The organism is Mucilaginibacter gilvus, assembly GCF_004054195.1.
Taxonomy (GTDB): domain Bacteria; phylum Bacteroidota; class Bacteroidia; order Sphingobacteriales; family Sphingobacteriaceae; genus Mucilaginibacter; species Mucilaginibacter gilvus.
Map to the genome: position 1 here is coordinate 463,416 of NZ_SBIW01000006.1, position 25,400 is coordinate 488,815.

A 25,400-nucleotide genomic window follows, 5' to 3' on the forward strand; every position below is an offset into this window, starting at 1 on the left:
TTATATTTTATGCAAACCGGAGAAAATGAACAGGCACTAAGAAAGATCATTGACTTTACAAGATTGTTGAGTTTAGCAATATTGATCGTGCATTTTTACTTATCGTGTTATCCCGCTTTTCAGGCATGGGGTTTAACAAAACCGTTGGTTAATCATGTGGTATTACCGCTATCCAGGATGGTGATTTTTAAAAAGGTTTTGTATGCAAAAGCATCGGCGCTGCTATTGTTACTGGCTTCTTTAATCGGGAGCAAAGGTAAGAAGGACGAAACGATTAGGGTTAAAACAATCGTTACTTATTGTTTATCAGGCTTGATAATTTACTTTATCAGTGATCTTTTATTGCGTTTAAATTACCCATTCAACACGATTACGATAATGTATATCAGCTTAACTTCATTAGGGTATTTTTTAATAATGTCCGGGGGAAGTCTGCTTTTCAGAATGATTAAATTGAACCTGGGCAAGGATATTTTTAACAAAGACAATGAATCCTTCCCGCAGGAAGAGCGGCTACTCGAAAATGAATATTCTATTAATCTTCCTGCAATCTATAACCTTAAAGGTAAACCCCGTAAAAGCTGGATAAATATTATCAACCCATTTCGGGGTACATTGATAGGTGGAAGCCCCGGTTCCGGTAAGTCGTATTTTGTAATCCGCCATATCATTCAGCAGCATATTCAAAAAGGGTTTACAATGTTGGTTTACGATTTCAAATATGATGATTTAACCAAAATCGTTTACAATGCGTTGCTCAAATACGGTTACTTATATAAAATTAAACCTGTTCAATACATCATTAACCTGGAACAGATCATGCACCGGGCTAATCCGTTAGAACCGCATACTATGATAGATATTACCGATGCCATAGATTCCAGCCGCACGATCATGTTGGGCCTTAACCGCGAGTGGATAAAAAAACAAGGGGACTTTTTTGTTGAATCACCAATCAACTTTATAACCGCCATCATGTGGTTTTTAAAGAAGTATGAAAATGGTCGCTACTGTACCCTTCCCCATGTAATCGAACTGGCACAGGTAGAGTATAAAGATTTGTTTGAAGTGTTGCTTCAGGAACCAGAAATAGAAGTTTTGATTAACCCTTTTGTTTCTGCCTGGAAAAATGAAGCCTATGAACAGTTAGAAGGTCAGATAGCCAGTGCCAAAATCAGCCTGGCCCGCATATCATCCCCACAATTATACTATGTATTAAGCGGTAACGATTTTTCTTTAGATATAAATAATCCTGAAGAACCGAAGATCGTTTGTTTAGCTAATAATCCTCAAAAATCGCAGGTATATGGCGCAGTATTATCACTATATATCAACCGCATAAACAAATTGGTAAACCGTAAAAATCAGGAAAAGTGCAGTATGATATTTGACGAGTTCCCTACCATTTACTTTAATGGTATTGATAATCTTATCGCTACGGCGCGATCAAACAAAGTGGCAGTAACGTTAGCCGTTCAGGATTACAGCCAGTTGAAAAAGGACTATGGCCGTGAACAGGCAGAAGTAATTTTAAATATTGTTGGTAATGTAGTGTTCGGCCAGGTAACCGGTGATACAGCGAAACAGTTGTCCGAACGCTTCGGTAAGATTAACCAGGAAAAGGAGAGCGTTTCAATCAACAGTCAGGATATCTCAATAAGTAAGTCAGTACAATTGGATTATGCTATACCGGCTTCAAAAATATCCGGCCTTTCTTCAGGTGAATTTGTGGGTATGGTTGCCGATGATCCTGATAATAAAATTGACCTAAAGGCATTTCACAATGCTATCCAAAACGACCATGAGGCCATACGGCAGGAAGAGGCGAGATATCAAGCTATCCCATTAGTCAGGGATGTGGATCAGGCAGAAGTATTGATGAATTACCATCAGATAAAAGAGGATATTAAAATTTTGGTCGAAACGGTGATAAGCCAGCTTTGTTGAATTAAGTAATAATTTTGCTTATTATTTATAAGTAACATAATAATACAACGTATCCGTTGTACTGATTTCATTTGCTTTACATTTCTTTTATACTTCCGATGAATAAGGAAGTATTATTAAAAGAGCTGGGTGATAAAATTCGCTTAATCCGTAAGGATAAGGGTATTACACAAGTGCAGCTTGCCCATTCTATCGGAAAAGACCAGCAGTCAATTCAACGCTTAGAAGCAGGAAATATAAACCCCACATATATCTATCTTCAGGAAATTGCAGAAGGCCTAAATGTGCCGCTGTTAGATCTGCTAAGTAATCAGTTGCCTGCAAAAACCTAATTTGAATTTTATCTTCCTGGACAACTTTTTTGATTATATAATCGTAATCAAGCTGTGCTGTATATGAAAAATTTTAACCCCTATTAAAAAATTGGCCTATTGATTATAACTAACGTAATATAAACCTTATCTATCTACTATCTTATGAGAACATTTGCAGAGCGTTTCTACAGTGCTTTGGAAAATCAGCTAAACGAAGTTTCTATAAACGAAGAATCTATTGCTGAACAATATAAAACGTCTATTACGCTTTGTAAAAAAGCAATGGCGAAGTTAAAGAACTATATTTCCAGTTATGCCTTTGAAAACAAGGAAGATGAAATCTACTTTTTCAAGGTTGTTAAACCACAATTCTACAGCAAATATATCTACTTCATAAACGTCTATAAATTTATTATGCAAACGCCGCCCGGTAGTGAAGGTATATTAAAAGACTATATTAATTATGAGTTAGCAGACATCAAACGGTTTTTTGATCATAACCAGGCATTCTATCAATACTATCGCTCGGGTTCTACTCAAATGGACGAACTTTACTTTACCCGTGGAGGATTTGATGTACATGTAGATTTAGAGGAATTTGAAGAAGATGAACAGTATTCTACAAGCCACGACTATAAACTTTCGAAAATTATCGCCAATGAGAAGTATCAGGATTTTCTAAATCTTGAACTTCAAAAGTCTATAGAGCATGATGAAACACCGCCGGAAATGGGCCTTGAATTACCACTGACCTGGACTTCTAACAAAACTGATCTTGTGGAACTTATTTACGCTTTAGTCGCTTTAGGTGTTTTCAATAATGGAAATACCGAGATAAGATCAGTGGTCAGTTTTTTTCAAACCGTCTTTCAAGTTGATCTTGGGTCTTATTATCATAAATACCAGGATATAATGAAGCGAAAAAAAGAACGTACAGCGTTTTTGGATAAACTTAAGTTGGCCTTATTACGACGAATTGAAGAAAAACTGGACGAGGAGGCTTCGGCTCAACAAAAGCTAAAATTTAGTTGATTTATAATAAATTATTTATCAGGCAGTTACGGGCTTAATTAAATAAAAAACACCTAACTCATGTACAGGTGGTGAAAAAATAATTTCTACTACTCCAACCTTTGCTTTCAGAATCGCCGCATGGAGTGGCGAGGATTAAAGTAAAGCAATATGTTGTCTTCTATTTCCTGGCAGCACTATCTGGCAGCCATCGTTATCCTATCCGTTTCTTATTACGGTTATGTGATACTCCGCTATTACCAACAAGAAATCTCAAACCTGTTTAACCGCAAACAGAACAATGCTAATTTATTTCCAAATGCTTCAGTAGCATCGACAAATGTAATGGGCGCGGCGAAATTGGATGTTGGCGTTTCTTTAACAAAATCCGAAGAATTGCATTTTACAGATTCATCGCCTGATGAAGTTGAGCCTGATGCCACAACCAATGTAACCCCAATTTCAAACACAGAGTTAAGCTATTCTCCTTCCGTCGAATTAGAAACCGAAGCGGGAAATCTGATAAAGGCTTTTCAGGAAATTAACAACAAGCCTGAATTTATTACGCTGCTTAGGATTTTGATAAATTCTTACAAAAGGTTTCAGGATGAAATTGATCTACCAGCCATGCTAAACAGGATCGTCGAAATTTCCAAGGAACGGCTCATGTTCCCTTTGACCTTAACAGATCTGCAAGAAACCTGGGCATAACATATTTTCTAAAACTTAATTTATTCATTATGAAAGTTCAAAAATCAAAAATCCGTATAAGCGCGGTAAGTTTTGTCAGGCATGTACTGGCGACAATAATGCTAATTTTAATTAGTCTGTCGCTATATGCCCAAGATGGAAATGCGGGAATTACACAAGCTACAACACAGGTTAAAAGCTATTTCTCAACGGGCACAAGCTTAATGTATGCTATCGGGGCAATAATGGGTCTTGTAGGAGCAATTAAAGTTTTCAAAAAATGGAACGATGGCGAACATGATACAGGCAAAGTAGCATCCAGTTGGTTTGGTAGCTGTATTTTCCTTGTTGTTGTTGCAACTGTCTTGAAATCATTTTTCGGAGTTTAAAATTTAAGGTTATGGCATTATATCAAATCAATAAAGGCATTAATAAGCCAATTGAGTTTAAAGGTTTAAAAGCCCAATATATAGGCTATTTAGCAGGCGGGCTTGTTGCTTTGTTAATAGGCTTCGCCATTATTTATCTGCTTGGCGTTCCAGTTCACTATTGTATCATGATCGTAGCCGCTTTAGGAAGTGCCTTATTTTATCAAGTATTCAAATTAAGCCATAAATACGGCGAACATGGCCTGATGAAAAAGGCTGCTAAACACTACATTCCGAATCATCTAAAATTCACGACCCGAAAGGTCTTTTTAAACTTAAAAAAATAGACATGGTTTCACATAGCAAAGCAGAGCAGGTATTTCCTGTTTATAAGGTAGAGCATCAATGTATGATCTCAGCGCAAGGTGATTTGACCATTGGCTTCAAAGTTAACCTGCCTGAAATATTCACTTTGTCCAATGACGAGTACCTGGCTTTTCATGAAGTATTAATTAAAGCATTACGATTATTACCCAAGAATAGCGTATTTCATAAACAGGATTGGTTTATAAACGAGCAGTACGAAGCTGTGTTTGCAAAAAATAATCAGGGCAGCGTTAAAACTTTTCTATCACATTCAAGTGAAAGGTATTTTAATGAGCGTGCTTATATGCACCACCATTGCCATATCTATTTAACCAAGAAGCCTGACAAATTCAAACAATATTCCAGTGCCACCAGCCTGTTAATGCGTAAAAGGATCGTACCTGTGCAAACCACTTGTGATGAATTATTTCGCGATTTTTTGGATAGTGCTGGGCAGTTTGTTAGAGTATTAGAGGATAGTGGTTTAATTTCCTTGAAAAGATTAACCGACGATGAACTAACAGGCACTCTTCAAAATCCGGGTATTTTAGAGCAATACTGTTTCCTTTTGAATAAGGATCAATCCCCTGTGCTAAAGGATATTCATATCGAGGACGAGATCAGGATCGGTGACAGCCACTGCCAGCTTTATACTCTTAGCGATGTGGAAGACCTCCCTGCTCTTTGCGGGCCACGCATCACTTATGATAAGTATAGCACAGATAAAACAAAATTCAGCACCGGCTTTTCCACGCCAATAGGTACTTTGTTAAAATGTAATCATTTATATAATCAGTACATTTTTATTGGGGACAGTAAACAGACGATAAAGAAACTGGAAGCGAAGAAACTAAGGCTACAATCCCTTTCAGCTTATTCCCGCGAAAATGCTATTGGCAGGGACGCTACACATGATTTTTTAAATGAAGCGATCAGTCAGCAACGGCTACCCGTTAAAGCGCATTTTAATATTTTGGCATGGACGGACGATACTTCTAATTTAAAAGACCTCAAAAACAAGGTAAGCTCATCATTAGCCCAGATGGATGCACAACCGAAACAGGAAACCGACGGCGCAGCACAAATATGGTGGTCAGGATTACCCGGCAACGAAGCCAGCTTTCCGATGAACGATACGTTTGATACTTTCGTTGAGCAGGCCACCTGCTTTTTAAATCTCGAAACGAATTATCAGTCAAGCATAAGTCCTTGCGGTATTCGCCTGGGTGACCGTTTATCAGGAAAGCCGATACACGTTGATATCAGCGATGATCCCATGAAAAAAGGTATTACTACCAACCGGAACAAATTTATTTTAGGTCCATCCGGCAGCGGTAAATCTTTCTTTACCAATCATATGTTGCGCAGCTACTTTGAACAGGGTTCCCATGTGGTTATTGTTGATGTCGGACACAGTTATCAGGGTTTATGTGAATTTGTAGGCGGTTATTACTTTACTTATAAAGAAGACAAACCGATCAGCTTTAATCCTTTTTATGTTCCTGAAGGTGAATATCTTGACACGGAAAAGCGAGAGAGCATAAAGGCTATGATACTTGCATTATGGAAGAAGGAGGATGAGGGTGTGCAGCGTTCTGAATACGTCGCAATCTCGGATGCTTTGTACCATTATTATGAGAAATTAAAGATCCAAACCGAGATATTTCCTTGCTTCGATAGCTTTTATGAATTTCTATCGACAGAATTTTATGAAACAATGAAGCAATCAAAAGTGAAGGATATTCGTTTTGATATTGATAACATGCTATTTGTATTGAAACCATACTACAAAGGCGGTGAATATTCCTACCTGCTGAATGCAAAAGAAAATCTTGACTTATTGCAGAAGCGCTTTATTGTCTTTGAGTTGGACAATATCAAAGATCACCCAATATTATTTCCGGTCGTGACCTTAATTATCATGGAAACATTTGTTTCCAAAATGCGAAAACTAAGTATGGAAACCCGTAAAATGATCCTGATAGAAGAAGCATGGAAAGCGATAGCGCGGGAAGGGATGGCAGAATATATTAAGTATCTGTTCAAAACAGTCCGTAAATATTTCGGTGAAGCTTTGGTTGTTACCCAGGATATTGAAGATATAATCAGTTCGCCTGTGGTTAAGCAGGCCATCATCAATAATAGTGATTGCAAGATATTACTTGACCAGCGTAAATATCAAAATGACTTTCCAAAAATTCAAGCTTTATTAGGGATCACCGATAAAGAAACAGCCTTGATAATGAGCATGAACAGGAACAATGATGAAGACTTTAAATACAAGGAGGTTTTTATAAGCCTAAATGGTCAGCTATCTAAGGTTTATCGTACCGAAGTTAGCCGGGAAGAGTATTGGACTTATACGACTGAATCATCGGAGAAAGCAAAAGTACATGCCTATGCGAAAAAGTACGGCAGTATGCAATTGGGCATTGCAGCAATTGTAAGGGAAGAATTAGAACAAGCAGCATAACTTAAATACAACTATTATGAAAGTATCCATCATTTTAATCGCTTTAACTATAACCGTGTTATTCGGTTGCAGCCCTGCCAGTAATAAAAGTGATATTTCAGGCACCTATGTAACTCAATTTAAAAATGAATACAGTATCACATCTGATACATTAGTTATAGCATTGGAAGGAAATTCGCAAACCTACAACGTCGAAAGAAAAACTGGCTTTAATAAAGTTAGAGATGGTAAAACACGTCCCAAAGAATTTAAAGTTGCGAAATGGGTATCATCATACGACACGGATAAGCATTTATTGCAAGAAACCGAATTGGGTAAACAAATTTCCGTATTACCCGAAAAGAAAAGTTTAAAATTCGGTGATACTGAATATCAAAAAGTAAAATAACAATACTGATTTCTTGATATAATTTAACTGATCAATTTGACCAGAATGGGAGGCTTTATGAAAAAAATTAAGCAATTATTGGTATTACTTACCTTAACTACAGCACTTTTGACACCTGCAAAATCGGCTAATGCCCAGTTTGTAATTGGCGAAGTTATCAAGCTGACCGTAACCAAGGTAATAAAGGCAATTGACCTGAAAGTTCAGCGTATGCAGAACAAAACGATTTGGCTTCAAAACGCTCAAAAGGTGATTGAAAACCAAATGTCAAAAACAAAATTGACCGAAATTTCAGGTTGGACAGAACAGCAAAAACAGCTCTATAGTAACTACTACTCCGAATTGGGGAAGATAAAATCAGTAATCGCGAACTATCAGCGGATCAAAGATATTACCCTAAAACAAGCTGCTTTAGTTAGTGAATATAAACAAGCCTGGAGTTTGTTCCGGCAGGATAGCCATTTCAACCCGCAGGAATTAAGTTATATGCAACAGGTCTATTCAGGGATTTTAGATGCAAGTGTTAAAAATTTAGATGAGATCATACTTGTTGTTAGTCCCACCAAAACACAAATGACTGATGAACAGAGGCTGGAATTAATAAATAAAGCCAGTGATCACCTTGATGAAAATTATAATGATCTGCACAAGTTCAATAGTCAGGGGATACAATTGAGCCTGCAACGAAGTAAGGATCTAAATGATATACAATCAATTAAAAAACTTTATGGAATCAATTGACCGCTTAAAAATTCAGGCGGATGAGATCCGTCGGAAAAGTAAAAAATTACTGGCATTTGCTTTAATGATCTTAACGGCGTCAGCATTTGCTACAAAGGTAAAAGCGCAAACTTTTGCTGAATGGTTCGATCAGAAGAATACGCAGAAAAAGTATCTGTTACAGCAGATTGCCGCTCTGCAGGTCTATGCAACCTATTATAAACAAGCAAATAATATCGCGCACAATGGTTTGAGTTCTATTGGTGGCTCATTGACTTCAGAAAACGGTTTACATATTACCTACTACAACAACTTAAAAAATGTCAGTCCAGTAGTGAAGAACAATAAACAGGTTAGCGATATCATCCAATGGCAAAAAGATATTCTAATCCGAATGGGCAGCCTGGACAAAACCGCGAATCTGAACGAAAGTGAAAAAAAATATATCGTACAGGTGAAATCAGCATTGTTTAAAGATTGCAACGAGCAAATAACCGAATTACAAAATGTAGTTACCGATAATAAACTGCAAATGAGTGATGAAGAAAGACTAAAACACATTGGCGTAATACACAATGCAATGCAGGAAAATTACCGCTTTGCTTCATCGTTTGGCGATCAGGTCAAGGTTTATGTTTTCCAAAGGGTGCAGGAAAACAATAATGTTATGGCGGCAAAGAAAATTTACGGTATTCAATAATAGCGTTATGAAAAAGAACTTCAAATATATCATGACTATGCTGGTGATTTTCGGCTGTCTTGGAATTTCAAAAAAGAGCAAGGCCCAGGCGCAGGAAATGCAACAATTAATTTTAGATATTGAAAAGCTGACCCAATTGAAGGGAATCCTGACCGATATGAAAACCGGTTATCAGATATATTCCCAGGGATATGGCAGCATATCACAGTTATCAAAAGGAAACTTTGACCTGCATAGCGTTTATCTAAATGGTTTATTAGCAATCAGCCCAACGGTAAGGAACTACGGGCGAATTGCCGAAATAGTAACACAACAGGCCAGCTTGATCAGCGAGTATAAAAGTTCATATAAGCAATTCAGGCAAAGTGGTACTTTCAGTGTAAGTGAAATAACCTATATGAGTAGGGTCTATACACAGTTAGTAACCCAAAGCCTGCAAAATCTCGACGAATTAACAAACGTGCTTACGGCGGGTAAACTGAGAATGTCTGATGATGAGCGCATGAGAGCGATAGACCGTATTTACGCAAGCAGTTCCGATAAGCTTCAATTTCTCCGGCATTTCAACCGGCAAGGGGTAATTCTCAGCCTTCAGCGAACTAAAGAAAAAGGCGACACCCACACCTTGAAACAGCTTTATGGTATAAATAACTAATTCAAAAAATTATGAAAAAGAAGATTTATTTAACCGCAATTCTTGCGGTAACGGGGATAGCTTTTCCTTTATTTTCCAGAGCAGACGGACTTGCAACTGATATTCAGGGTTTACAGGGTACATTAAATGGAGTATATAATGATATGCTTCCGATGTGCAGTCAGTTGATCGGCGTAGGTCGGGCGATTGCCGGATTTGGTGCGCTTTTCTATATAGGAAGCCGGGTTTGGAGACAAATAGCCAGCGCAGAACCGATAGACTTTTATCCGTTAATGCGCCCTTTTGCTTTGGGTTTAGCTATTCTTTTATTCCCTACGGTAATTGCAATAATTAATGGAATTATGTCACCTACAGTTAGTGCTACAGGTGGAATGGTGCAAAACTCTGATGCGGCTATTGCAACCTTATTAAAAGCGAAGGAATCAGCAGTAGAGAAAACCGACACCTGGCAAATGTATGTTGGTGCTGATGGGGATGGCGACCGGGACAAATGGTATAAATATACTCATCCAGAAGACAAAGACGGTAGCGGTGAAGGGATGCTTGCCAGCGTGGGTAACGATATGAAATTCGCTATGTCTAAGGCATCTTATAATTTCCGTAACTCGATCAAGGAATGGATGTCGGAAGTATTGCAGGTGCTTTATGAATCAGCGGCATTATGTATTAATACTATTCGTACTTTCTATCTAATCATCCTTGCCATTCTGGGGCCGATAGTTTTTGGGTTAGCCGTGTTCGATGGATTTCAGCATACGCTCACGGTCTGGTTGGCTAAATATATCAATGTATTCCTTTGGCTGCCGGTTGCAAATATCTTCGGTGCCATTATCGGAAAAGTTCAGGAGAATATGCTGAAACTGGATATAACACAGGTTCAAAGTGCTGGCGATACATTTTTCAGTTCTACAGATACGGCTTACCTTATTTTCTTAATTATTGGAATTATCGGCTATTTCACCGTACCAAGCGTAGCCAATTACATCGTCAACGCAGGTGGTGGCAATGGTTTATTGCAAAAGGTAAATAGCATAGTTAGCAGTACAAGTCAGTCTATAGCCGGAGCGGCGAGTTCAGGGGGCAGCATGGCTGCTGATGCATTTGGCAACCAACGATCCAATACAAGCCAAAATATGGCTGCAAATGCAGTATCAAACCCTTATTTCCAGGATAAAGGCCAAAGTGCTAACAGCCAGCAGGCCTCCAAGATCAGTCCCCAAAAAGTTTAATCATTCACCTTTAAAATTTGATATATGTTTTCACAACTCAAAAATATCGAAACAGCTTTCAAACATATTAAGCTGTTTAGCTACCTGCTCATAGCAGCATGTACGCTAATTTCCTGCTACGCACTTTTTAAAAGTTATCAAGCGGCGAACATTGCCGGTAATCATGTTTATATCCTTGCCAATGGAAAGGCATTGGAAGCATTTGCTGCAGACCGAAAGGATAATATCCCGGTTGAGGCAAGGGATCATATTAGAATGTTCCATCACTATTTTTTTACGCTTGATCCTGATGAAAAAGTGATCGATGCCAATATCGGCAAAGCACTTTACCTCGCTGATGAAAGTGCTAAAAACCAGTATAACGACCTCAAAGAAAAGAGTTATTACAATAACCTGATCTCCGGTAACATCAGTCAACAGATCACGGTTGATAGCATACAACTGGACATCAACCAATATCCCTATTATTTTAAATGTTTTGCAACTCAAAAGCTGATACGCTCAACATCAACGGCAAACCGAAGCCTGATTACGCAGGGTTATTTACGCAATGTAGCCAGGTCAGATAATAACCCCCACGGATTTTTGATACTTCATTGGGAAACATTGGCGAACAGGGACACCACAATTCAACGCTAAAATTATGAAAGCACTAAAAGAAAATTCACAGTCCGGGACTAATAGTTTGGTTTCAGATAAGATCGCGGCAATGATCGCAGGAAAAATTATCGGTATTCAGCTTCAGGTATCAGGTTCATTAAACCGGTGGTTTAACAGGTTTTCTACCCGCGGAAAAACGAGCCTGTTACTAACTATTGGTGTTTTATCGGCTATCCTATTGATTACAAGCGCATTTTCTTCTTTATATACGATACCTAAACTTTCACAGAACTACACTTCGGCACATATCGGGATGCCTTCCGAATTGCCGGGGCCGAAATTTAATAAACATCAATTAACAGATTCATTAACCATAAAAAAGTAAATCATGGAAGCTACATTAACAAGCGGCAAAATGCCGCAACAAACTCCTGAATTTCTAAAGGAGCGCAAATTCTTAATGGTCATACCGTTACTCATTCTGCCATTTACAACAATGGGCTTTTGGGCATTGGGCGGTGGAAAACAAAGTGGTGCCCTTTACGACACGGCAGCTACTAAGGGATTAAATACTACGTTACCACAAGCGCAGTTTAAAGATCAGAAGTCGCAGGACAAAATGGACGTTTACCAAAATGCCAAAACGGATTCAGTTAGCTCGTCGGGAAGCGGCGTAAGCGAAAGTTTCGTTCGGTCAATGGGCCTGAATGCTACCAAAGCTAACCAGGCTGATTCTATTACTAAGAGATCTACAGCAAATTTAACGGGCGCGCCAACTACTGCGGATATGAACGAAGCCAAAATACAGGCGAAGCTTGCGGCGATTAATCAGCAGATCAATCAACCCCAAACACCGGATTATAACACGGGTTCATCAGGACAATCAAATGCGGATGTCAAAAGGCTTCAATTGATGGCCAAAGCCATGAACAATAATGACGGCGGGAATGACCCTGAAATGAAGCAGCTTACACAAATGTTGCAACAGATCAATGATATACAAAACCCAGGCAATACAAATAGCCGTTCACGAAGCCAATCATTGAAGAACCATCAACGGGTTTATCCCGTGTTGGCGGCCAAAGATGACGACGACGATAATAATCAAGGTAGTCAAATGACTGTACAATATGCGGCCTATGATGGTGGCGGCAAAGGAAAAAAGCATCGTTCTGCCGGAAATGAACAAGCGGCTGGTAATACCATTCAGGCCGTTGTGCATGAGGATCAAACTTTGGTTACTGGCGCGGTGATCAAACTAAGATTAGAAGACGGCATATATGTAAACGGCAGGATGATTCCAAAAGGCAGTTTCGTTTATGGCACTTGTGCACTCAATAATGAACGCCTGGAAATTAAGATTGCAAGTATCCGCTATCTGAATAATATCCTGCCGGTTTCACTTTCTGTCTATGATCTGGACGGTATGGAAGGTTTATATGTTCCAGGATCTATTGGTCGTGATGCTGCAAAAAATGGCGTGGGCGATGCGGTTCAGTCTATGCAGATGATGTCAATGAACCAATCAGTTGGAACACAAGCAGCCAGTGCAGGAGTTGAAGCTGCAAAAGGGCTTTTCAATCATAAGGTAAAACAAATTAAAGTTAAGGTCAAAGCAGGTTATGAAGTGCTGCTTAAAGACAGTAACGATAGAGACAATTAAATAAATAGCCATGAAAAAATCATTCATTATTTTAATTTTCAGTGCTTGGGGGACAGTTTCCTTTGCACAGGACACCGCTTATATAAGCCGTGATAAAACGACAGCACTATTCTTTAAATCCGCAGTCAAAATTATAAGTAGATCAACTTCTGACTTTGATATCACACAAAAAGAAGATGCCCTTATTACCATTAAAGCACTCGACACGGATTTTTCGCCTACAAAAATCAATGTACAGGAAATTAGTACTGCAAAAATTTACCGCATCCCGGTTGAATATTCTTATGGCCGAGCAGGAAGACGAATTGAAGTTGGAGGCCAACCGGCAATGACCGTTAAGGTCATTAAAACTTCCGATTATAATTACGGCGCAGTAGTTACTCAATTAGCAACAGGTAAGCGTAAAGATGTCGTAGATCACGAAAAAACTGGTGGAGTAAAAGCCTGGGTTGACAAACTATCACTTGCCGGTAATAGGGTTTTCTTTAGGCTTGACATTCGTAACAAATCCAACTTGCCTTATGAAATTGATTTTGTTCGGTTTTATATAAGGGATTTGAAAACTGTTACAAGAATGGCAACTCATGAACAGGAAATAGTACCGTTAATTACCACACTGCATAAAAAAACGGCTATTGCTCATAAACAGGAGATCGCAAAAGTGTTTGGCTTTCATCGTTTTTCCCTTTCGGAAGACCAGGCGCTCAATATTGAATTATACGAGAAAAACGGCAACCGTCACCTTTATCTGCAAATCAAGCAAAAGGATCTGGACGATTTAAAAACAATAAACCCGGCACCGCAGCAGCCGGTAAACGCAATTGCTGCAAATACATTTAATTAATCATTTATTTCATTTTTTAAACAAGTACGTTATGAATACTCAAAATGCAGAATTTTTAAAAAAAAGCCTTTTAAATTTAGGCTTTGGAGACACATTGAACAGCCAGCTTGACAAAGAAATGGCGGCTAAGACGCCTGATTTTAAATTAGGCTTGAGCCACGAGTTTAACCAGAAATCTGTCGATTATACCCTTCATTTTAAGGCAGGTGATAATCAGGATATGTATTTTTTTAATAAATACGATGCCACAGTAAATCACAAGGATGATCCGGCCAAAGACGTCCATCAATCCTTTTTTATTAATAAAGGTAGTGGCATTACTGCCAAAGAAGCTTTTAATCTAATGGAAGGCAGGGCCGTTCACAAACAGCTTTACAATTTGGAAGGGCAAAAATATCAATCGTGGTTAACGCTTGATGATAAGAACCTAACTGAAAACGGCAACAAAAAGATCAAGCATTACCATGAGAACTATGGATATGATATTGACAAGGTTATTGCAGGAAAAGGTATCAAGGAACTGGAAGACCCTAAAGCTAAAGACGAATTAATGTATTCCTTAAAAAAAGGGAATGCACAGCAGATAACCGTAGGCGGTGAGGACGGTGATAAAAAGTATTTCATTGCCGCCAACCCCCAATTCAAGACTGTTGATCTTTATGATCACCAGATGAAGAAAATTAAACGGGAAGAACTGTTGCAGGTTGAACAAAAACCGGTTAGGAACTTAAAACAACGCGAGCAGCAAAAGGAGGATGCTCCTGTAAAAAAGCAGTCGCGTAAAGCGAAAATGCACGCTTAATCAATTACATAAAAAAGGAGGTCGCAAGACCTCCTTTTTTATTGCTCCAAAAATTGTAAATTTATTCTTTTATGGAAACCAGCCCTACTTTTGAAATTATATTATCCGACATTACTATGGTTGTAACCAGTCATATCGTAGCGAATGACGAAGTTTTCAGAATTGAATTTTCAGATAAAAGACCGGCATTGGTCGTTCACGAAGCGTTGGGCGGTAATCGCCCATTTTGGACATCTATCCCCCAAGGCCGCCAGAAAGAAGCTGAATTTTTTGGTGCAAGAATTGCAGAGTATTTAAAAAACAAATAGGTATGTGTTATTACAACGGTCAAAAAGTTTCAAGAGCAGAGTTCATCAGGTTACTTAACCTTGAACGCTCGGTAAAAAAATATGATTTCCTGAATGTGAAACTACATCATGGGTTTAATTATGGAAACGTGGCAGTTTTAAAACGTACTGAAGATGAAACGAATTTCGACATCGTTCAGATGGAATGGGGATTTATACCGCCTTACTGGAAGAACCGGGAAGAAGTTAAAAAAAACCGGGCGGGTTACGTTGACCCCGTTACCAAAAAATTTGTGCAGTACCTCACCATGAATGCTAAAGCGGAGGAAATGCTTTTCCCCCGAAAAATGTATCGTGATGCGGCGTTAAAACGCCGCTGCTTAGTACTTTCTACAGGTTTTTTTGAATGGCGTGATATATATCCAAAGAATAAAAGAACGGGTGAGCCGGTTAAAAAAGCAGTTAAATACCCATACTACATTAGCCTTAAAGAGCACGAATATTTTTATATGGCCGGAATTTGGCAAGCCTGGACAGATCAGGAAACCGGGGAGCATATAGAAACAGTTTCTGTTGTTACTACCGCAGCGAATGGATTAATGCGGGAAATTCATAATGGCAAACTTAGAATGCCAACCATTTTAAATGATGAACTGGCTTACGAGTGGATGTTTGGTGATTTGAGTGAAGAACGAATTACCGAAATTGCTTCAACGCAATATTCATCTAAGGAAATGGAATTTTGTTCTGTTGACAAGAGTTTCAGGGAATCGGAAGAACCCGCGACACCCTTTGAATATAAAGAAGAAGACCTGCCAGCTTTTGAAACTGCATTTGCAGATTAAAATTTTTATGCAATTTTTGCGTGAGTTAACAGATGAACAACTGGAAAAATGGCATATTAAGATATCCATTACATTTACTATAATTCAATGAATAAGATCAATTTAACCGCTTACTACGCCACCATCAAAAAGAAAACAGGTAAAACGCCAGCCGACTTTAAGGAACTGGCTATAGCTAAGGGCTATTTCGAGAATGGGACACTAAAACCAACGGTGAAACCCGCAGAAGTTATTGCCTGGCTAAAAGCGGATTTTGAATTGGGGCATGGACACGGATTAGCTATTTACCATAGTATGAAAGATTCCGAATAAAGTTTTAACCTGGTTTTATCAAGTTGATCTCCCGCTGTTAGGTATTTCAATTCTTATAAATAATGGCTTTCTATGGCACATATCAATTGATCTACAACTTTTTCATTTAGGTTGTCAGGGTTGCTAAATACCTTGAATGATCCACTATCGGGTTCAAGACTAAGCATTAGTTTTCCATTATCAAATACCTCGAATTTACACGGTCTGTCCGCGCCGTCCGCATAGTCTTGCACTTGGAGCCTCTGCATCCCATGGATATCTACTATTATTTCAAAAGCCTCTGTTTCCATATTCTAATTTACTGATAAACAATACAGGAAAACAAATCTGCAAAATTATTTGTAAACAGTCTATGAAATGCTAATATTTTTAGCATAATTTTATAGCCCGCAAATGTTTATAGGATAATGAATACAGACCGCCAGATAATTCACATGGATCAAGATGCTTTTTTCGTATCCGTTGAGGTACGAAAAAACCCTGCTTTAGTGGGTAAACCGGTTATTATCGGCAGCCTGTCAGATCGCGGGGTGGTTGCATCTTGCAGTTATGAAGCACGGAAATTTGGTGTCCATTCGGCCATGCCTGCGCGTTTGGCTCGCCGTTTATGTCCACACGGTATTTGGATAAGAGGAAGTATGGATGAATATTCCAAAGCTTCACATGAAATTACAGAGATCATTCAGGGTGAAGTTCCGTTGCTTGAAAAAGCGAGTATTGACGAGCACTACATTGATATGACCGGTATGGACAAACATTACGGTACACTTAAATGCGCCAAAGAAATAAGATCAAAAGTGATCAAAGAAACAGGTTTGCCGATTTCTTTTGGCTTATCTGTCAATAAAACCGTTTCGAAAATGGCCACCAACGAGTGTAAACCTAATGGTGAATTAAGTATTGAAAAAGGTATTGTTCAGCCGTTTTTGAACCCCCTATCTATTCGGAAGATCCCCGGCTTAGGTGAAAAAACTTTCATCAAGTTAAGCGATATGGGTATTAAAAAAATTCATACGCTTGCCCAGGTCCATCCTGAATATATGACAAGTATTTTAGGAAAAAACGGGCTTTGGCTTTTACAAAAAGCCAAGGGAATTGATGAATCACCGGTTATCCCTTATCATGAACAAAAAACCATTGGTACACAATGTACCTTCAAACAGGATAGCATTGATGTTGAAACGATCAATCATCTGTTAACTTCCATGGTGATGGAGCTGGCTTTTGAACTAAGACAAAAGAAAAAGCAGACTGCCTGTATAACGGTTACCGTTCGCTATTCCACATTTGAGGATGTAACCAAACAAATGCGCATTCCTTACACAGCTTTGGACGGCGTATTAATTACGAAGACTAAGGAATTGTTTAAACAGCTCTATCAAAAACGGATTCTGATCCGTTTGGTCGGCGTTCGCCTGTCCAACCTCGTGAGCGGCTTTGAACAAATTGATCTGTACAGTGAGTCCGAAGAACAATACAGTCTTTGCCAGGCAATGGACAAGATACGAAGACGTTTCGGCCCGGATTCTATTAAACTGGCTTCTGGTATCGATCTAAATTTATAGCCATGTATCTAAACGTCCATTCACAATATAGCCTGCGCTACGGCACGATGCCCATACCAAAACTGGTTGAGGAAGCCGCAGCGCGTGGTATTACCCAAATGGTACTCACAGATATTAATAACTCCACGGGTATCATGGAGTTCATGCGGGAATGTGATGAAAAAGCAGTTAAACCCATCGGTGGCATAGAATTTCGCAGGGATAAGCATTTGCTTTATATAGGGATAGCACAGAATCGGGAGGGTATGAAAGAACTCAACGACTTTCTGACTGAACATAATTTGGAAAAGAAGCCGTTACCTGTTATCGCACCGGCATTTAAGTATGCGTTTACTATTTATGCTTATGGACACCAGGCGGAATTAAAAAAAAATGAATATTTAGGTATCCGCTTCGATCAGCTTAACCAATTATTTAACAAAGACTTGTTAGCCCTGAAAGACAAACTGGTGGCGTTGCAGCCGGTTTTTGTATTGGATAAAATTGAATACCGCCTCCACGAATATTTGAGAGGGATTGATCTCAATGCGTTGCTAACTTTGGTAAAGCCGGAGGATAAATGTACCCCAACGGATATGTTCCTGCCACCGGGACAACTGGAGGCCAAATTTTCACGGTACGCTTTTATTTTAGATAATACCCGCAAACTGATGAACAGTTGCATCATGGATTATCCTAAAGGCCGGATCAATCTTAATCGCAGGACTTTTACAGGCAATAAAAAAAACGATAAGGAACTACTGGAAAAACTGGCAATGAGCGGTATGGAGTACCGTTATGGCAAAAGTAATAAAGAAGCACTCAAAAAAGTCAAACATGAACTGAAAGTAATTTATGAACTGGACTTTTGCGCCTATTTTTTGATCACCTGGGATATTATTCGGTATTCATCATCACAGGGATATTATCATGTTGGCCGTGGATCAGGTGCGAACAGCATTGTCGCTTATTGCCTTAAAATAACAGACGTTGATCCCATAGAATTGAACCTTTATTTTGAACGCTTCTTAAACGCTCAGCGTACATCACCCCCTGATTTCGATATAGATTATTCCTGGGATGAACGGGAAGATGTGCAGGATTATATTTTTAAAAGGTACGGAAGTCAACATACTGCTTTATTAGGTACGATGTCAACTTTTAAAGACCGGAGTATTATACGGGAAATTGGTAAGGTTATGGGTTTGCCTAAATCGGAGATCGACGGTTTTACAGATCAGACACGGGCAGCGGTTAACCGTAACAATGCCACCTTTAAAAAAATCACAGCTATCTATGAGCGTATGGCGAATATGCCTAATCAACGCTCCATTCATGCCGGAGGGGTGCTGATTTCGGAAGACCCGATAACCTATTACACCGCGCTTGACCTGCCACCTAAAGGCATGGCTACTGTCCAGTGGGATATGTACGAAGCGGAGAAAATAGGTTTTGATAAATATGATATTTTAAGCCAGCGGGGTATCGGGCATATTAAAATGGCAGTCAAATTAGTTGAAGAAAACCAACAACGTAAAATTGATATTCACCAGGTCAAGCTTTTTATGAAAGACCCGGTAGTTAATGCACAACTACGAACCGGTAATACCATCGGCTGCTTTTATATCGAATCACCTGCCATGCGCCAGTTGATCAGAAAACTCAATTGCGACAATTACCTCGTGTTGGTTGCGGCCAGTTCAATTATCCGCCCCGGTGTAGCGAGTTCGGGAATGATGGGCGCTTATATCAAATACCATCATGCACCTGAAACAGTCAATTATCTTCACCCGGTTATGGAAGACCAGTTGAAAGAAACTTATGGGGTAATGGTTTATCAGGAGGATGTGATTAAAATATGTATTCACTTCGCAGGTATGGACGGTACAGATGCAGATATTCTAAGAAGGGGAATGAGCGGAAAATATCGTTCAAAAAAAGAGTTTGACCGTTTGGTCGAACGTTTTTTTGAAGAAGCAAAAAAACTGGGCAGGCCCGATGATGTAGTAGCCGAAGTTTGGCGGCAGGTATCATCATTTGCCGGCTACAGCTTTTCAAAGGCGCACTCGGCCAGTTTTGCGGTAGAAAGCTATCAGAGTTTGTTTTTAAAAACGTACTACCCCAAAGAATTTATGGTAGCCGTTTTGAATAATTACGGAGGATTTTATAATCGTGCGCTTTATGTTCATGAACTCCAAAAATCTGGCGCTAATGTCCATCTACCGTGTGTAAACCATAGTGATAGTATTGTTAATATTATGGGCAGTGATGTTTACCTGGGCTTTGTCGGTGTTCATGGGTTAACTGATACTTTTATTACATCAATACCCGAGGAACGGCAGGAAAATGGCCTTTATCTAAGTTTGGAAGACCTGGTTAAAAGAACAGGTTTAGGATTGGAGCAGGCTATTATATTGATACGGGTAGGTGCACTGCGTTTTACAGGCAAAAATAAAAAGGAATTGCTTTGGGAGGTTCATCTGCTAATGGGTGCCAAAGTCAGAGTAACCAATGACAACGAGTTGTTTAAACTGGAAGCAAAAAATTATAGCCTGCCGGTATTGGTAAATACTGATCTGGAAAATGCTTACCACGAACTCGAAATTTTAGGCTTTTCATTGAGTATATCCATGTTCGATCTGCTGGAAACTGATTACCGGGGCGAATTATCTGCAAATGATTTGATTAATCACATCGGGCAGATGGTCAGAATGGTAGGCCTTTATGTTTGCGAAAAAACTGTCCATACTAAAACCGGTAAGAATATGTGGTTTGGGACTTTTTTAGATGCAGAAGGCAATTTTTTTGATACCGTACATTTTCCAAATTCAACACCCGCTTATCCCTTCAGAGGAGCAGGTTGCTACTTAATGTTTGGTAAGGTAGTGCAGGAATTTGGCTTCGCGAGCATTGAGGTTTTAAAGTTTGCTAAACTTCCGATTTTGGCTAATCCGGTTATGGAATAAATTAATGGTTATGGATAGGTTTCAAATACAATGTATATTATCTACAGGACAGGCCGACTTGCAGTTGGATATAAAGAAAATGCCAGGTGAAAAAGGGCCTTGTTTCATGATAACAGAAAAAGGGTTGTTCAAAGGTTATTTGGCAAGCCAAAAGAACGGCGTGTTTAAAATTATTGGGGAGGCAAGCTATAACGACCATGATATTAGTTTGATCGCCCACCAAATTGCACACGTACATAGATAACAGAATTCGGGCTGTCCCTGCGGCCGCGCTTTACACTATATCTTTCCTGGCGAAAAGGATGCCGTTCTAATCACTGACAGATGAACATGTAAAAGTTCCGGGCCTAAAAAATTCAATTTAAGATCAATCATAAGATTTATAAATTATGATTACGTCACCTATTATTTAAAATTATGATTTTCGATCTAATCCTTTATTTTTACCTATCTAAATAGCTATTTTAAACAATGACAAATGCTGATTACCATTTTTTAAAGGGTGGCGATGAAATGGGAGAGTTGATCCGATCAATAGATTGGTCAAAAACACCTATTGGCCCGGTTGATCAATGGCCTCAAAGCCTACGGCTGGCTACCAGCATTATGCTTTCAACACCTTTCCCAATGTACATAGCCTGGGGGAAGGAATATATACAACTTTACAATGATGGCTACCGGCCAATACTTGGGTCAACAAAACATCCACAGGCTATGGGTATCAGCACCCGCGAAACATTTGCTGAAATATGGCATATTATCGCTTCTATGTTTGATGGCGTAATGGAAGGCACTGCGGTAGGTTTCCCCAATTTTATGCTACCGCTTGACCGGAATGGGTATGTGGAAGAATGTTTTTTTGATTTCTCCTACAGCCCGATATATAATGACGACGAAACGGTAGGAGGCGTTTTGGTAACAGTTATAGAGACGACCGAAAACTTAAAAAACATTCAAAAACTTAAAGAAAGTAACGTTGCCTTAAAACGTAGTGAGGAAAACTTGCGTAACCTGATAAGCCATGCCCCGGTAGCTATGGCCGTTTTTAGAGGCCCTGATTATGTAATAGAGATCGTTAATCAAAAAGTGCTTGAGCTATGGGGTAAAACCTACGAACAGGTGATCAATAAACCGGTATTTGAGGGTTTGCCCGAAGTAATAGGACAAGGTATTGATGTGTTGTTAAGTAATGTATTTTCAACCGGTGAACGTTTTATTGCTAATGAACTACCAGTTAATCTATTCAGAAATGGAGAACTACAACTGGTTTATTTAAATTTTGTGTACGAAGCACTAAAAGACAGCGACGATAAAATTTATGGCATTGCTGCGGTCGCGGTTGAAGTAACAGAACAGGTTAACGCAAGGCAAAACGTTGAGGAAGCCGAAGAACGGGCGAGGTTAGCTATTGAAGCGGCTAAAATTGGTACGTTTGACTACAATTTCCTTGATGACACCGTTGTAACCTCGCCGCGTTTTGATGAGATTATGGGAATAGATAATACGTCAGACCATAGTCAATATTTAGCTGCCATTCATCCGCAGGATCTTATGGTACGTGATAAAGCCTTTGAAAAAGCCTATAATACCGGCCAGTTATTTTATAAAGCGAGGGTCGAAAAAGGCAATGAAACCCGATGGGTGCAAGCAGAGGGAAAAGTATACTACGATGACGAAAATAAGCCATCAAGACTATTAGGCACATTGCTCGATATAACCGAACAAAAATCGGATGAAATGCGAAAAAATGACTTTATTGGGATGGTCAGTCATGAACTTAAAACGCCGCTAACGTCACTTACAGCCATTATACAGCTGGCCAATGCCAAGCTAAAAATTAGTGACGATAGCTTTCTTTCCGGCGCGATGGAAAAGGCAAACACACAGGTCAAAAAAATGACCGCTATGATCAATGGATTTTTAAATATTTCTCGTTTAGAATCCAGTAAAATTCAGATCGACAGGCAGGAAATAAATCTGGAGCATTTGTTGGAAGAAACGATCAGTGAAATTGAATTAACAGTTTCCAGCCACGAAATCCATTTTGAGCCTTGTAATCCAATAATGGTAAGCGCAGATAATGACAAAATATCTTCTGTGATCTCGAATTTAATCAGTAATGCTGTAAAATATTCTCCTAAAGGGAAAGTAATTGAGGTGAAATGTTTAGTAGTTGATAACAACGCTCAGGTAAGCGTCCGGGACGAAGGAATGGGCATTGATGAGGCTGATATAGATAAATTATTTGAACGTTACTATCGCGTGGAAAGTGATCACACGAGGAACATTTCAGGTTTCGGAATCGGGTTATATTTAAGCGCAGAGATCATTCAGCGGCATGATGGAAAAATATGGGCTGAAAGTGAAATTGGAAAGGGTTCTACTTTCTATTTTAGCTTGCCGCTGACACGTGATTAATTTAGACAGAATAAAATTACCTTTTAGCCTGATTATTCATCTTCTCTGACCTTTGATAGCCATCCCTGGAAATCTTTAAAATTCATTGCGATAAATCCGCTCCTGCATTTTCGCTTCACTTCAAAAGCATTTGCTTTATTTTATAACTCCTTAAAAGTCCGCCCAAGAGCATTATTCAGAACTGCACTCGTTTACCCGCTTATTGCATTGCGCCGGGAAAAGCTTCGCTTGCCTTCATGCTGCACTTGACCTACTGCTAAAATATCAGATTGCTTTCAGTAGCTATTTTCCAATCGAAACGGAGAAAAAGGCAGCTAAGGTTTTGCCCGCATTTCTTAAAAATTTCTTAAAAACCCGCAAAAGACTACGGCATAATGAACCGCCCTCGTTCCTCGGCCTGTTCACCCTGCGGGACTTATTCCGTTTCCTTTTGCCTGCTGCGGGCACCCTTTTTTTGCTTTCTTTTTTTCCGTTTTTTCTTTTGAAAAATAGCTTTTTAGGGAAAGTCTTCGGGAAAAGAGGGAAACGAAAAATAAATTTTTAATCCTTTTAAATCATTTAAAAAATGAAAACAGCAGAAAAAAGTGCAACCGCAGTACAAGGTACAGCAGCAAAAAAAAACCAAACAGCAAACAGAGTTGAAAACCGCCCAAGCCTAACAGGAAAGGAAGCCAAAGAAGATGGAAAAGCTACAGATCAAAAACCTGCCCAAACTCCGCAAGTTGAGGCACACAACGCCAACGAGGTTAAACCCAGTAGCCCCGCTACAGTGGATAACCAACCCGCTAACATTGCTCCCTATATCACAGGGGAAGGTTTAGACGAAGCACCAAAAGCCGAAGTGGTAAAAGTGGAAGTAGTCAAAGCAGAACCCGCCAAAGTGGAAGAAGTGAAAGCCGAGCCTAAAAAATACGCTTTTAACTTAGAGCAAACTTTAAAATCGGTTGACAGCTTGCACCGCCTAAGCATCCAACGGATTACCCTGTTATCCCGCATCAAGTTACTGGAAGATTTTGAAGTGAAACTGGTGGAGGAAAACGACGAACTGGAAAATAACCCTTATCAGGGTTGCAAGCTGATTATCAAGGACGATAAAAACAGAGAGTTTGTGACCAACACGCCAAACCTTATCCGCATGGTTTCACAATTCATATTTGATGCTTGCCACGAAAAACTGGCCGACATTGAAGCAAACATCATTTTCCCCAATGCTTAAACAAACTATGCTCCCGGCATATCGTCGGGAGCATTTTTTTATGGTTTCACAAAAAACAGCAATTCCTATGTACGAGCAATTTATAGAGTTAACCAACCAAATATTTTGGGAGGGTTACGCCGAAACTTTAGCGCAGGAAAACCCCGCACGGTTTCAATTAGAGTTAAGCGATTTTATGAACACCTACCAACTTTAAGGCAATGGAGGATAAAATCTTTTTACTGGTGAAAGTCACCATAAAAACCACACATAGCAACATACACGATGCTATACAGGAACTGCAAACCGAAACGGTTTTACAGGTGAGCAGTACCCCAAATGTGGAAGTCTTACAAACAAAAATCATTGAACTGAACACTAAAAAATAACATTATGGCACATCAAATAAATTTCAATCAGAAAACAGGCAAAAACAGCTTTATGAGTGTAAAGGAAAAAGCCTGGCACGGGTTAGGGCAAATTATAGACCGTTATCCAACCAGTAGCGAAGCGATACAACACGCAGGGCTGGATTATATAGTGGAAAAACGCCCCTTGTTTACTTATGATACCGCTAATCATTTGGGTGAGGGTAGCGATGATATAATGATACCTGAAATAGAAGTGCCTAATTTCTTTGCAACCGTTCGGGCAGACACCGAGCAGGTTTTAGGAGTAGTTGGCAATGATTATGAAGTCGTGCAAAACCGTGATGCGTTTTCATTTTTTGATGCTATTGTAGGTGGTGGCGATGGTATTCTATACGAAACGGCGGGCGCATTGGGTAACGGCGAACGTGTTTTCATTACCGCTAAACTGCCCGATTATATTCGGGTGGGTACAAAAGACTGGATAGAGCAATATTTGTTTTTAACAACTTCGCACGATGGTTTAGGGAGTATTACCGCAGCGTTTACACCGATCAGGATCGTTTGCAACAACAGTGCGACTCGTTGTGCAGCCTAATAAGCTGTACGGGTCTCACCCGTAAGGGTGGATTTAACTTTTAATCAATCCAGTGGAATGCTGGTGTTAGCGGCTTATCTAATAAAGTCCATCCGAC

At 39.4% G+C, this 25,400-nt stretch carries 28 protein-coding genes and 1 pseudogene; 28 read left to right on the top strand and 1 reads right to left on the bottom strand.

Translation table 11 applies throughout. The annotated features are described in order from the left end of the window. Positions 1-9: 9 nt before the first annotated feature. From mobC to EPL05_RS14435, 20 genes are all read left to right on the top strand, one after another. Positions 10-1,947: a conjugal transfer protein MobC gene (gene mobC, locus EPL05_RS14340; RefSeq protein WP_128534655.1), complete on the top strand. Its 1,938-nt coding sequence runs from the start codon at positions 10-12 to the stop codon at positions 1,945-1,947. Between the two features lie 98 nt (positions 1,948-2,045). Beyond that, complete coding sequence (locus EPL05_RS14345; RefSeq protein WP_128534656.1) at positions 2,046-2,279, top strand: helix-turn-helix domain-containing protein; 234 nt, start codon at positions 2,046-2,048, stop codon at positions 2,277-2,279. A 144-nt stretch (positions 2,280-2,423) separates the two neighbouring features. Continuing rightward, complete coding sequence (locus EPL05_RS14350; RefSeq protein ID WP_128534657.1) at positions 2,424-3,293, top strand: RteC domain-containing protein; 870 nt, start codon at positions 2,424-2,426, stop codon at positions 3,291-3,293. A 150-nt stretch (positions 3,294-3,443) separates the two neighbouring features. Continuing rightward, positions 3,444-3,983, top strand: a complete 540-nt coding sequence (locus EPL05_RS14355) for a hypothetical protein (protein ID WP_128534658.1) — start codon at positions 3,444-3,446, stop codon at positions 3,981-3,983. A gap of 29 nt (positions 3,984-4,012) precedes the next feature. Further along, entirely contained in the window at positions 4,013-4,351 is a 339-nt protein-coding gene (locus tag EPL05_RS14360; protein WP_128534659.1) for a DUF4134 domain-containing protein, read from the top strand. An 11-nt stretch (positions 4,352-4,362) separates the two neighbouring features. Continuing rightward, entirely contained in the window at positions 4,363-4,677 is a 315-nt protein-coding gene (locus tag EPL05_RS14365) for a DUF4133 domain-containing protein (RefSeq protein ID WP_128534660.1), read from the top strand. 2 nt (positions 4,678-4,679) lie between these two features. Then, positions 4,680-7,169, top strand: a complete 2,490-nt coding sequence (locus EPL05_RS14370; protein ID WP_128534661.1) for a TraG family conjugative transposon ATPase — start codon at positions 4,680-4,682, stop codon at positions 7,167-7,169. Positions 7,170-7,185: 16 nt separating this feature from the next. After that, positions 7,186-7,557 carry a hypothetical protein gene (locus EPL05_RS14375; RefSeq protein ID WP_128534662.1) on the top strand — a complete coding sequence of 124 codons (372 nt, stop codon included), beginning with the start codon at positions 7,186-7,188 and terminating at the stop codon, positions 7,555-7,557. Between the two features lie 57 nt (positions 7,558-7,614). After that, on the top strand, positions 7,615-8,298 hold the full coding sequence (locus EPL05_RS14380; protein ID WP_243837293.1) for a conjugal transfer protein TraI: 684 nt from the start codon (positions 7,615-7,617) through the stop codon (positions 8,296-8,298). Beyond that, entirely contained in the window at positions 8,285-8,977 is a 693-nt protein-coding gene (locus tag EPL05_RS14385) for a hypothetical protein (protein WP_128534663.1), read from the top strand. The genes EPL05_RS14380 and EPL05_RS14385 overlap by 14 nt, the downstream gene beginning before the upstream one ends. A 7-nt stretch (positions 8,978-8,984) precedes the next feature. Further along, positions 8,985-9,632: a TerB family tellurite resistance protein gene (locus tag EPL05_RS14390; RefSeq protein ID WP_128534664.1), complete on the top strand. Its 648-nt coding sequence runs from the start codon at positions 8,985-8,987 to the stop codon at positions 9,630-9,632. An 11-nt stretch (positions 9,633-9,643) separates the two neighbouring features. Further along, positions 9,644-10,861, top strand: a complete 1,218-nt coding sequence (gene traJ / locus EPL05_RS14395; RefSeq protein WP_128534665.1) for a conjugative transposon protein TraJ — start codon at positions 9,644-9,646, stop codon at positions 10,859-10,861. A gap of 24 nt (positions 10,862-10,885) precedes the next feature. Next, positions 10,886-11,500, top strand: a complete 615-nt coding sequence (gene traK / locus EPL05_RS14400) for a conjugative transposon protein TraK (protein WP_128534666.1) — start codon at positions 10,886-10,888, stop codon at positions 11,498-11,500. 4 nt (positions 11,501-11,504) lie between these two features. Then, complete coding sequence (locus EPL05_RS14405) at positions 11,505-11,846, top strand: hypothetical protein (RefSeq protein ID WP_128534667.1); 342 nt, start codon at positions 11,505-11,507, stop codon at positions 11,844-11,846. 3 nt (positions 11,847-11,849) lie between these two features. Next, entirely contained in the window at positions 11,850-13,124 is a 1,275-nt protein-coding gene (gene traM / locus EPL05_RS14410) for a conjugative transposon protein TraM (RefSeq protein WP_128534668.1), read from the top strand. A 10-nt stretch (positions 13,125-13,134) separates the two neighbouring features. Continuing rightward, on the top strand, positions 13,135-13,968 hold the full coding sequence (locus tag EPL05_RS14415; RefSeq protein WP_128534669.1) for a DUF4138 domain-containing protein: 834 nt from the start codon (positions 13,135-13,137) through the stop codon (positions 13,966-13,968). 31 nt (positions 13,969-13,999) lie between these two features. Next, positions 14,000-14,770 (top strand): hypothetical protein, encoded by a 771-nt coding sequence (locus EPL05_RS14420; RefSeq protein WP_128534670.1) that lies wholly within the window; start codon positions 14,000-14,002, stop codon positions 14,768-14,770. A 71-nt stretch (positions 14,771-14,841) separates the two neighbouring features. Then, the gene (locus EPL05_RS14425; RefSeq protein ID WP_128534671.1) at positions 14,842-15,078 is read left to right on the top strand and encodes a hypothetical protein; all 237 of its coding nucleotides are present in this window, start codon (positions 14,842-14,844) and stop codon (positions 15,076-15,078) included. 2 nt (positions 15,079-15,080) lie between these two features. Further along, positions 15,081-15,902 (top strand): SOS response-associated peptidase, encoded by an 822-nt coding sequence (locus EPL05_RS14430; RefSeq protein WP_128534672.1) that lies wholly within the window; start codon positions 15,081-15,083, stop codon positions 15,900-15,902. 87 nt (positions 15,903-15,989) lie between these two features. Continuing rightward, positions 15,990-16,214: a DUF4287 domain-containing protein gene (locus tag EPL05_RS14435; protein WP_128534673.1), complete on the top strand. Its 225-nt coding sequence runs from the start codon at positions 15,990-15,992 to the stop codon at positions 16,212-16,214. A gap of 53 nt (positions 16,215-16,267) precedes the next feature. On the opposite strand, the gene EPL05_RS14440 is transcribed toward EPL05_RS14435, so the two are convergent. Beyond that, the gene (locus tag EPL05_RS14440; protein ID WP_128534674.1) at positions 16,268-16,504 is read right to left on the bottom strand and encodes a hypothetical protein; all 237 of its coding nucleotides are present in this window, start codon (positions 16,502-16,504) and stop codon (positions 16,268-16,270) included. A gap of 117 nt (positions 16,505-16,621) precedes the next feature. Between EPL05_RS14440 and dinB the strand changes: the two genes are divergently transcribed. The 8 genes and pseudogenes from dinB to EPL05_RS14470 all read left to right on the top strand — a co-directional run. Then, positions 16,622-17,779 carry a DNA polymerase IV gene (gene dinB, locus EPL05_RS14445; RefSeq protein ID WP_128534675.1) on the top strand — a complete coding sequence of 386 codons (1,158 nt, stop codon included), beginning with the start codon at positions 16,622-16,624 and terminating at the stop codon, positions 17,777-17,779. A 2-nt stretch (positions 17,780-17,781) separates the two neighbouring features. Continuing rightward, positions 17,782-20,724, top strand: a complete 2,943-nt coding sequence (locus tag EPL05_RS14450; RefSeq protein ID WP_128534676.1) for a DNA polymerase III subunit alpha — start codon at positions 17,782-17,784, stop codon at positions 20,722-20,724. Positions 20,725-20,734: 10 nt separating this feature from the next. After that, the gene (locus EPL05_RS14455; RefSeq protein WP_128534677.1) at positions 20,735-20,968 is read left to right on the top strand and encodes a hypothetical protein; all 234 of its coding nucleotides are present in this window, start codon (positions 20,735-20,737) and stop codon (positions 20,966-20,968) included. 227 nt (positions 20,969-21,195) lie between these two features. Beyond that, positions 21,196-23,142 carry a PAS domain-containing sensor histidine kinase gene (locus tag EPL05_RS14460; RefSeq protein WP_128534678.1) on the top strand — a complete coding sequence of 649 codons (1,947 nt, stop codon included), beginning with the start codon at positions 21,196-21,198 and terminating at the stop codon, positions 23,140-23,142. 565 nt (positions 23,143-23,707) lie between these two features. Then, positions 23,708-24,358, top strand: a complete 651-nt coding sequence (locus EPL05_RS14465; protein ID WP_128534679.1) for a hypothetical protein — start codon at positions 23,708-23,710, stop codon at positions 24,356-24,358. A gap of 67 nt (positions 24,359-24,425) precedes the next feature. Beyond that, positions 24,426-24,554, top strand: a complete 129-nt coding sequence (locus EPL05_RS24495) for a hypothetical protein (protein ID WP_262708189.1) — start codon at positions 24,426-24,428, stop codon at positions 24,552-24,554. A gap of 4 nt (positions 24,555-24,558) precedes the next feature. Next, positions 24,559-24,726, top strand: a complete 168-nt coding sequence (locus EPL05_RS24010) for a hypothetical protein (protein ID WP_166727712.1) — start codon at positions 24,559-24,561, stop codon at positions 24,724-24,726. A 4-nt stretch (positions 24,727-24,730) separates the two neighbouring features. Then, positions 24,731-25,282: pseudogene (locus tag EPL05_RS14470) on the top strand (DUF932 domain-containing protein); the annotation flags it as partial. Positions 25,283-25,400: the final 118 nt, after the last annotated feature.

Bases quoted from the DNA above. Each gene is read 5' to 3' on its own strand.
- EPL05_RS14455 (WP_128534677.1), top strand. From the start codon at position 20,735: ATGGATAGGTTTCAAATACAATGTATATTATCTACAGGACAGGCCGAC.
- EPL05_RS14350 (WP_128534657.1), top strand. From the start codon at position 2,424: ATGAGAACATTTGCAGAGCGTTTCTACAGTGCTTTGGAAAATCAGCTA.
- EPL05_RS14380 (WP_243837293.1), top strand. From the start codon at position 7,615: ATGAAAAAAATTAAGCAATTATTGGTATTACTTACCTTAACTACAGCA.
- traJ (WP_128534665.1), top strand. From the start codon at position 9,644: ATGAAAAAGAAGATTTATTTAACCGCAATTCTTGCGGTAACGGGGATA.
- EPL05_RS14430 (WP_128534672.1), top strand. From the start codon at position 15,081: ATGTGTTATTACAACGGTCAAAAAGTTTCAAGAGCAGAGTTCATCAGG.
- dinB (WP_128534675.1), top strand. From the start codon at position 16,622: ATGAATACAGACCGCCAGATAATTCACATGGATCAAGATGCTTTTTTC.
- EPL05_RS14420 (WP_128534670.1), top strand. From the start codon at position 14,000: ATGAATACTCAAAATGCAGAATTTTTAAAAAAAAGCCTTTTAAATTTA.
- traK (WP_128534666.1), top strand. From the start codon at position 10,886: ATGTTTTCACAACTCAAAAATATCGAAACAGCTTTCAAACATATTAAG.
- EPL05_RS14465 (WP_128534679.1), top strand. From the start codon at position 23,708: ATGAAAACAGCAGAAAAAAGTGCAACCGCAGTACAAGGTACAGCAGCA.
- EPL05_RS14355 (WP_128534658.1), top strand. From the start codon at position 3,444: ATGTTGTCTTCTATTTCCTGGCAGCACTATCTGGCAGCCATCGTTATC.
- EPL05_RS14405 (WP_128534667.1), top strand. From the start codon at position 11,505: ATGAAAGCACTAAAAGAAAATTCACAGTCCGGGACTAATAGTTTGGTT.
- EPL05_RS14375 (WP_128534662.1), top strand. From the start codon at position 7,186: ATGAAAGTATCCATCATTTTAATCGCTTTAACTATAACCGTGTTATTC.
- EPL05_RS14435 (WP_128534673.1), top strand. From the start codon at position 15,990: ATGAATAAGATCAATTTAACCGCTTACTACGCCACCATCAAAAAGAAA.
- EPL05_RS14365 (WP_128534660.1), top strand. From the start codon at position 4,363: ATGGCATTATATCAAATCAATAAAGGCATTAATAAGCCAATTGAGTTT.
- EPL05_RS14440 (WP_128534674.1), bottom strand. From the start codon at position 16,504: ATGGAAACAGAGGCTTTTGAAATAATAGTAGATATCCATGGGATGCAG.
- EPL05_RS14390 (WP_128534664.1), top strand. From the start codon at position 8,985: ATGAAAAAGAACTTCAAATATATCATGACTATGCTGGTGATTTTCGGC.
- EPL05_RS14425 (WP_128534671.1), top strand. From the start codon at position 14,842: ATGGAAACCAGCCCTACTTTTGAAATTATATTATCCGACATTACTATG.
- EPL05_RS14385 (WP_128534663.1), top strand. From the start codon at position 8,285: ATGGAATCAATTGACCGCTTAAAAATTCAGGCGGATGAGATCCGTCGG.
- EPL05_RS14415 (WP_128534669.1), top strand. From the start codon at position 13,135: ATGAAAAAATCATTCATTATTTTAATTTTCAGTGCTTGGGGGACAGTT.
- EPL05_RS14370 (WP_128534661.1), top strand. From the start codon at position 4,680: ATGGTTTCACATAGCAAAGCAGAGCAGGTATTTCCTGTTTATAAGGTA.
- EPL05_RS24495 (WP_262708189.1), top strand. From the start codon at position 24,426: ATGTACGAGCAATTTATAGAGTTAACCAACCAAATATTTTGGGAGGGT.
- EPL05_RS14450 (WP_128534676.1), top strand. From the start codon at position 17,782: ATGTATCTAAACGTCCATTCACAATATAGCCTGCGCTACGGCACGATG.
- traM (WP_128534668.1), top strand. From the start codon at position 11,850: ATGGAAGCTACATTAACAAGCGGCAAAATGCCGCAACAAACTCCTGAA.
- EPL05_RS14460 (WP_128534678.1), top strand. From the start codon at position 21,196: ATGACAAATGCTGATTACCATTTTTTAAAGGGTGGCGATGAAATGGGA.
- EPL05_RS24010 (WP_166727712.1), top strand. From the start codon at position 24,559: ATGGAGGATAAAATCTTTTTACTGGTGAAAGTCACCATAAAAACCACA.
- mobC (WP_128534655.1), top strand. From the start codon at position 10: ATGCAAACCGGAGAAAATGAACAGGCACTAAGAAAGATCATTGACTTT.
- EPL05_RS14345 (WP_128534656.1), top strand. From the start codon at position 2,046: ATGAATAAGGAAGTATTATTAAAAGAGCTGGGTGATAAAATTCGCTTA.
- EPL05_RS14360 (WP_128534659.1), top strand. From the start codon at position 4,013: ATGAAAGTTCAAAAATCAAAAATCCGTATAAGCGCGGTAAGTTTTGTC.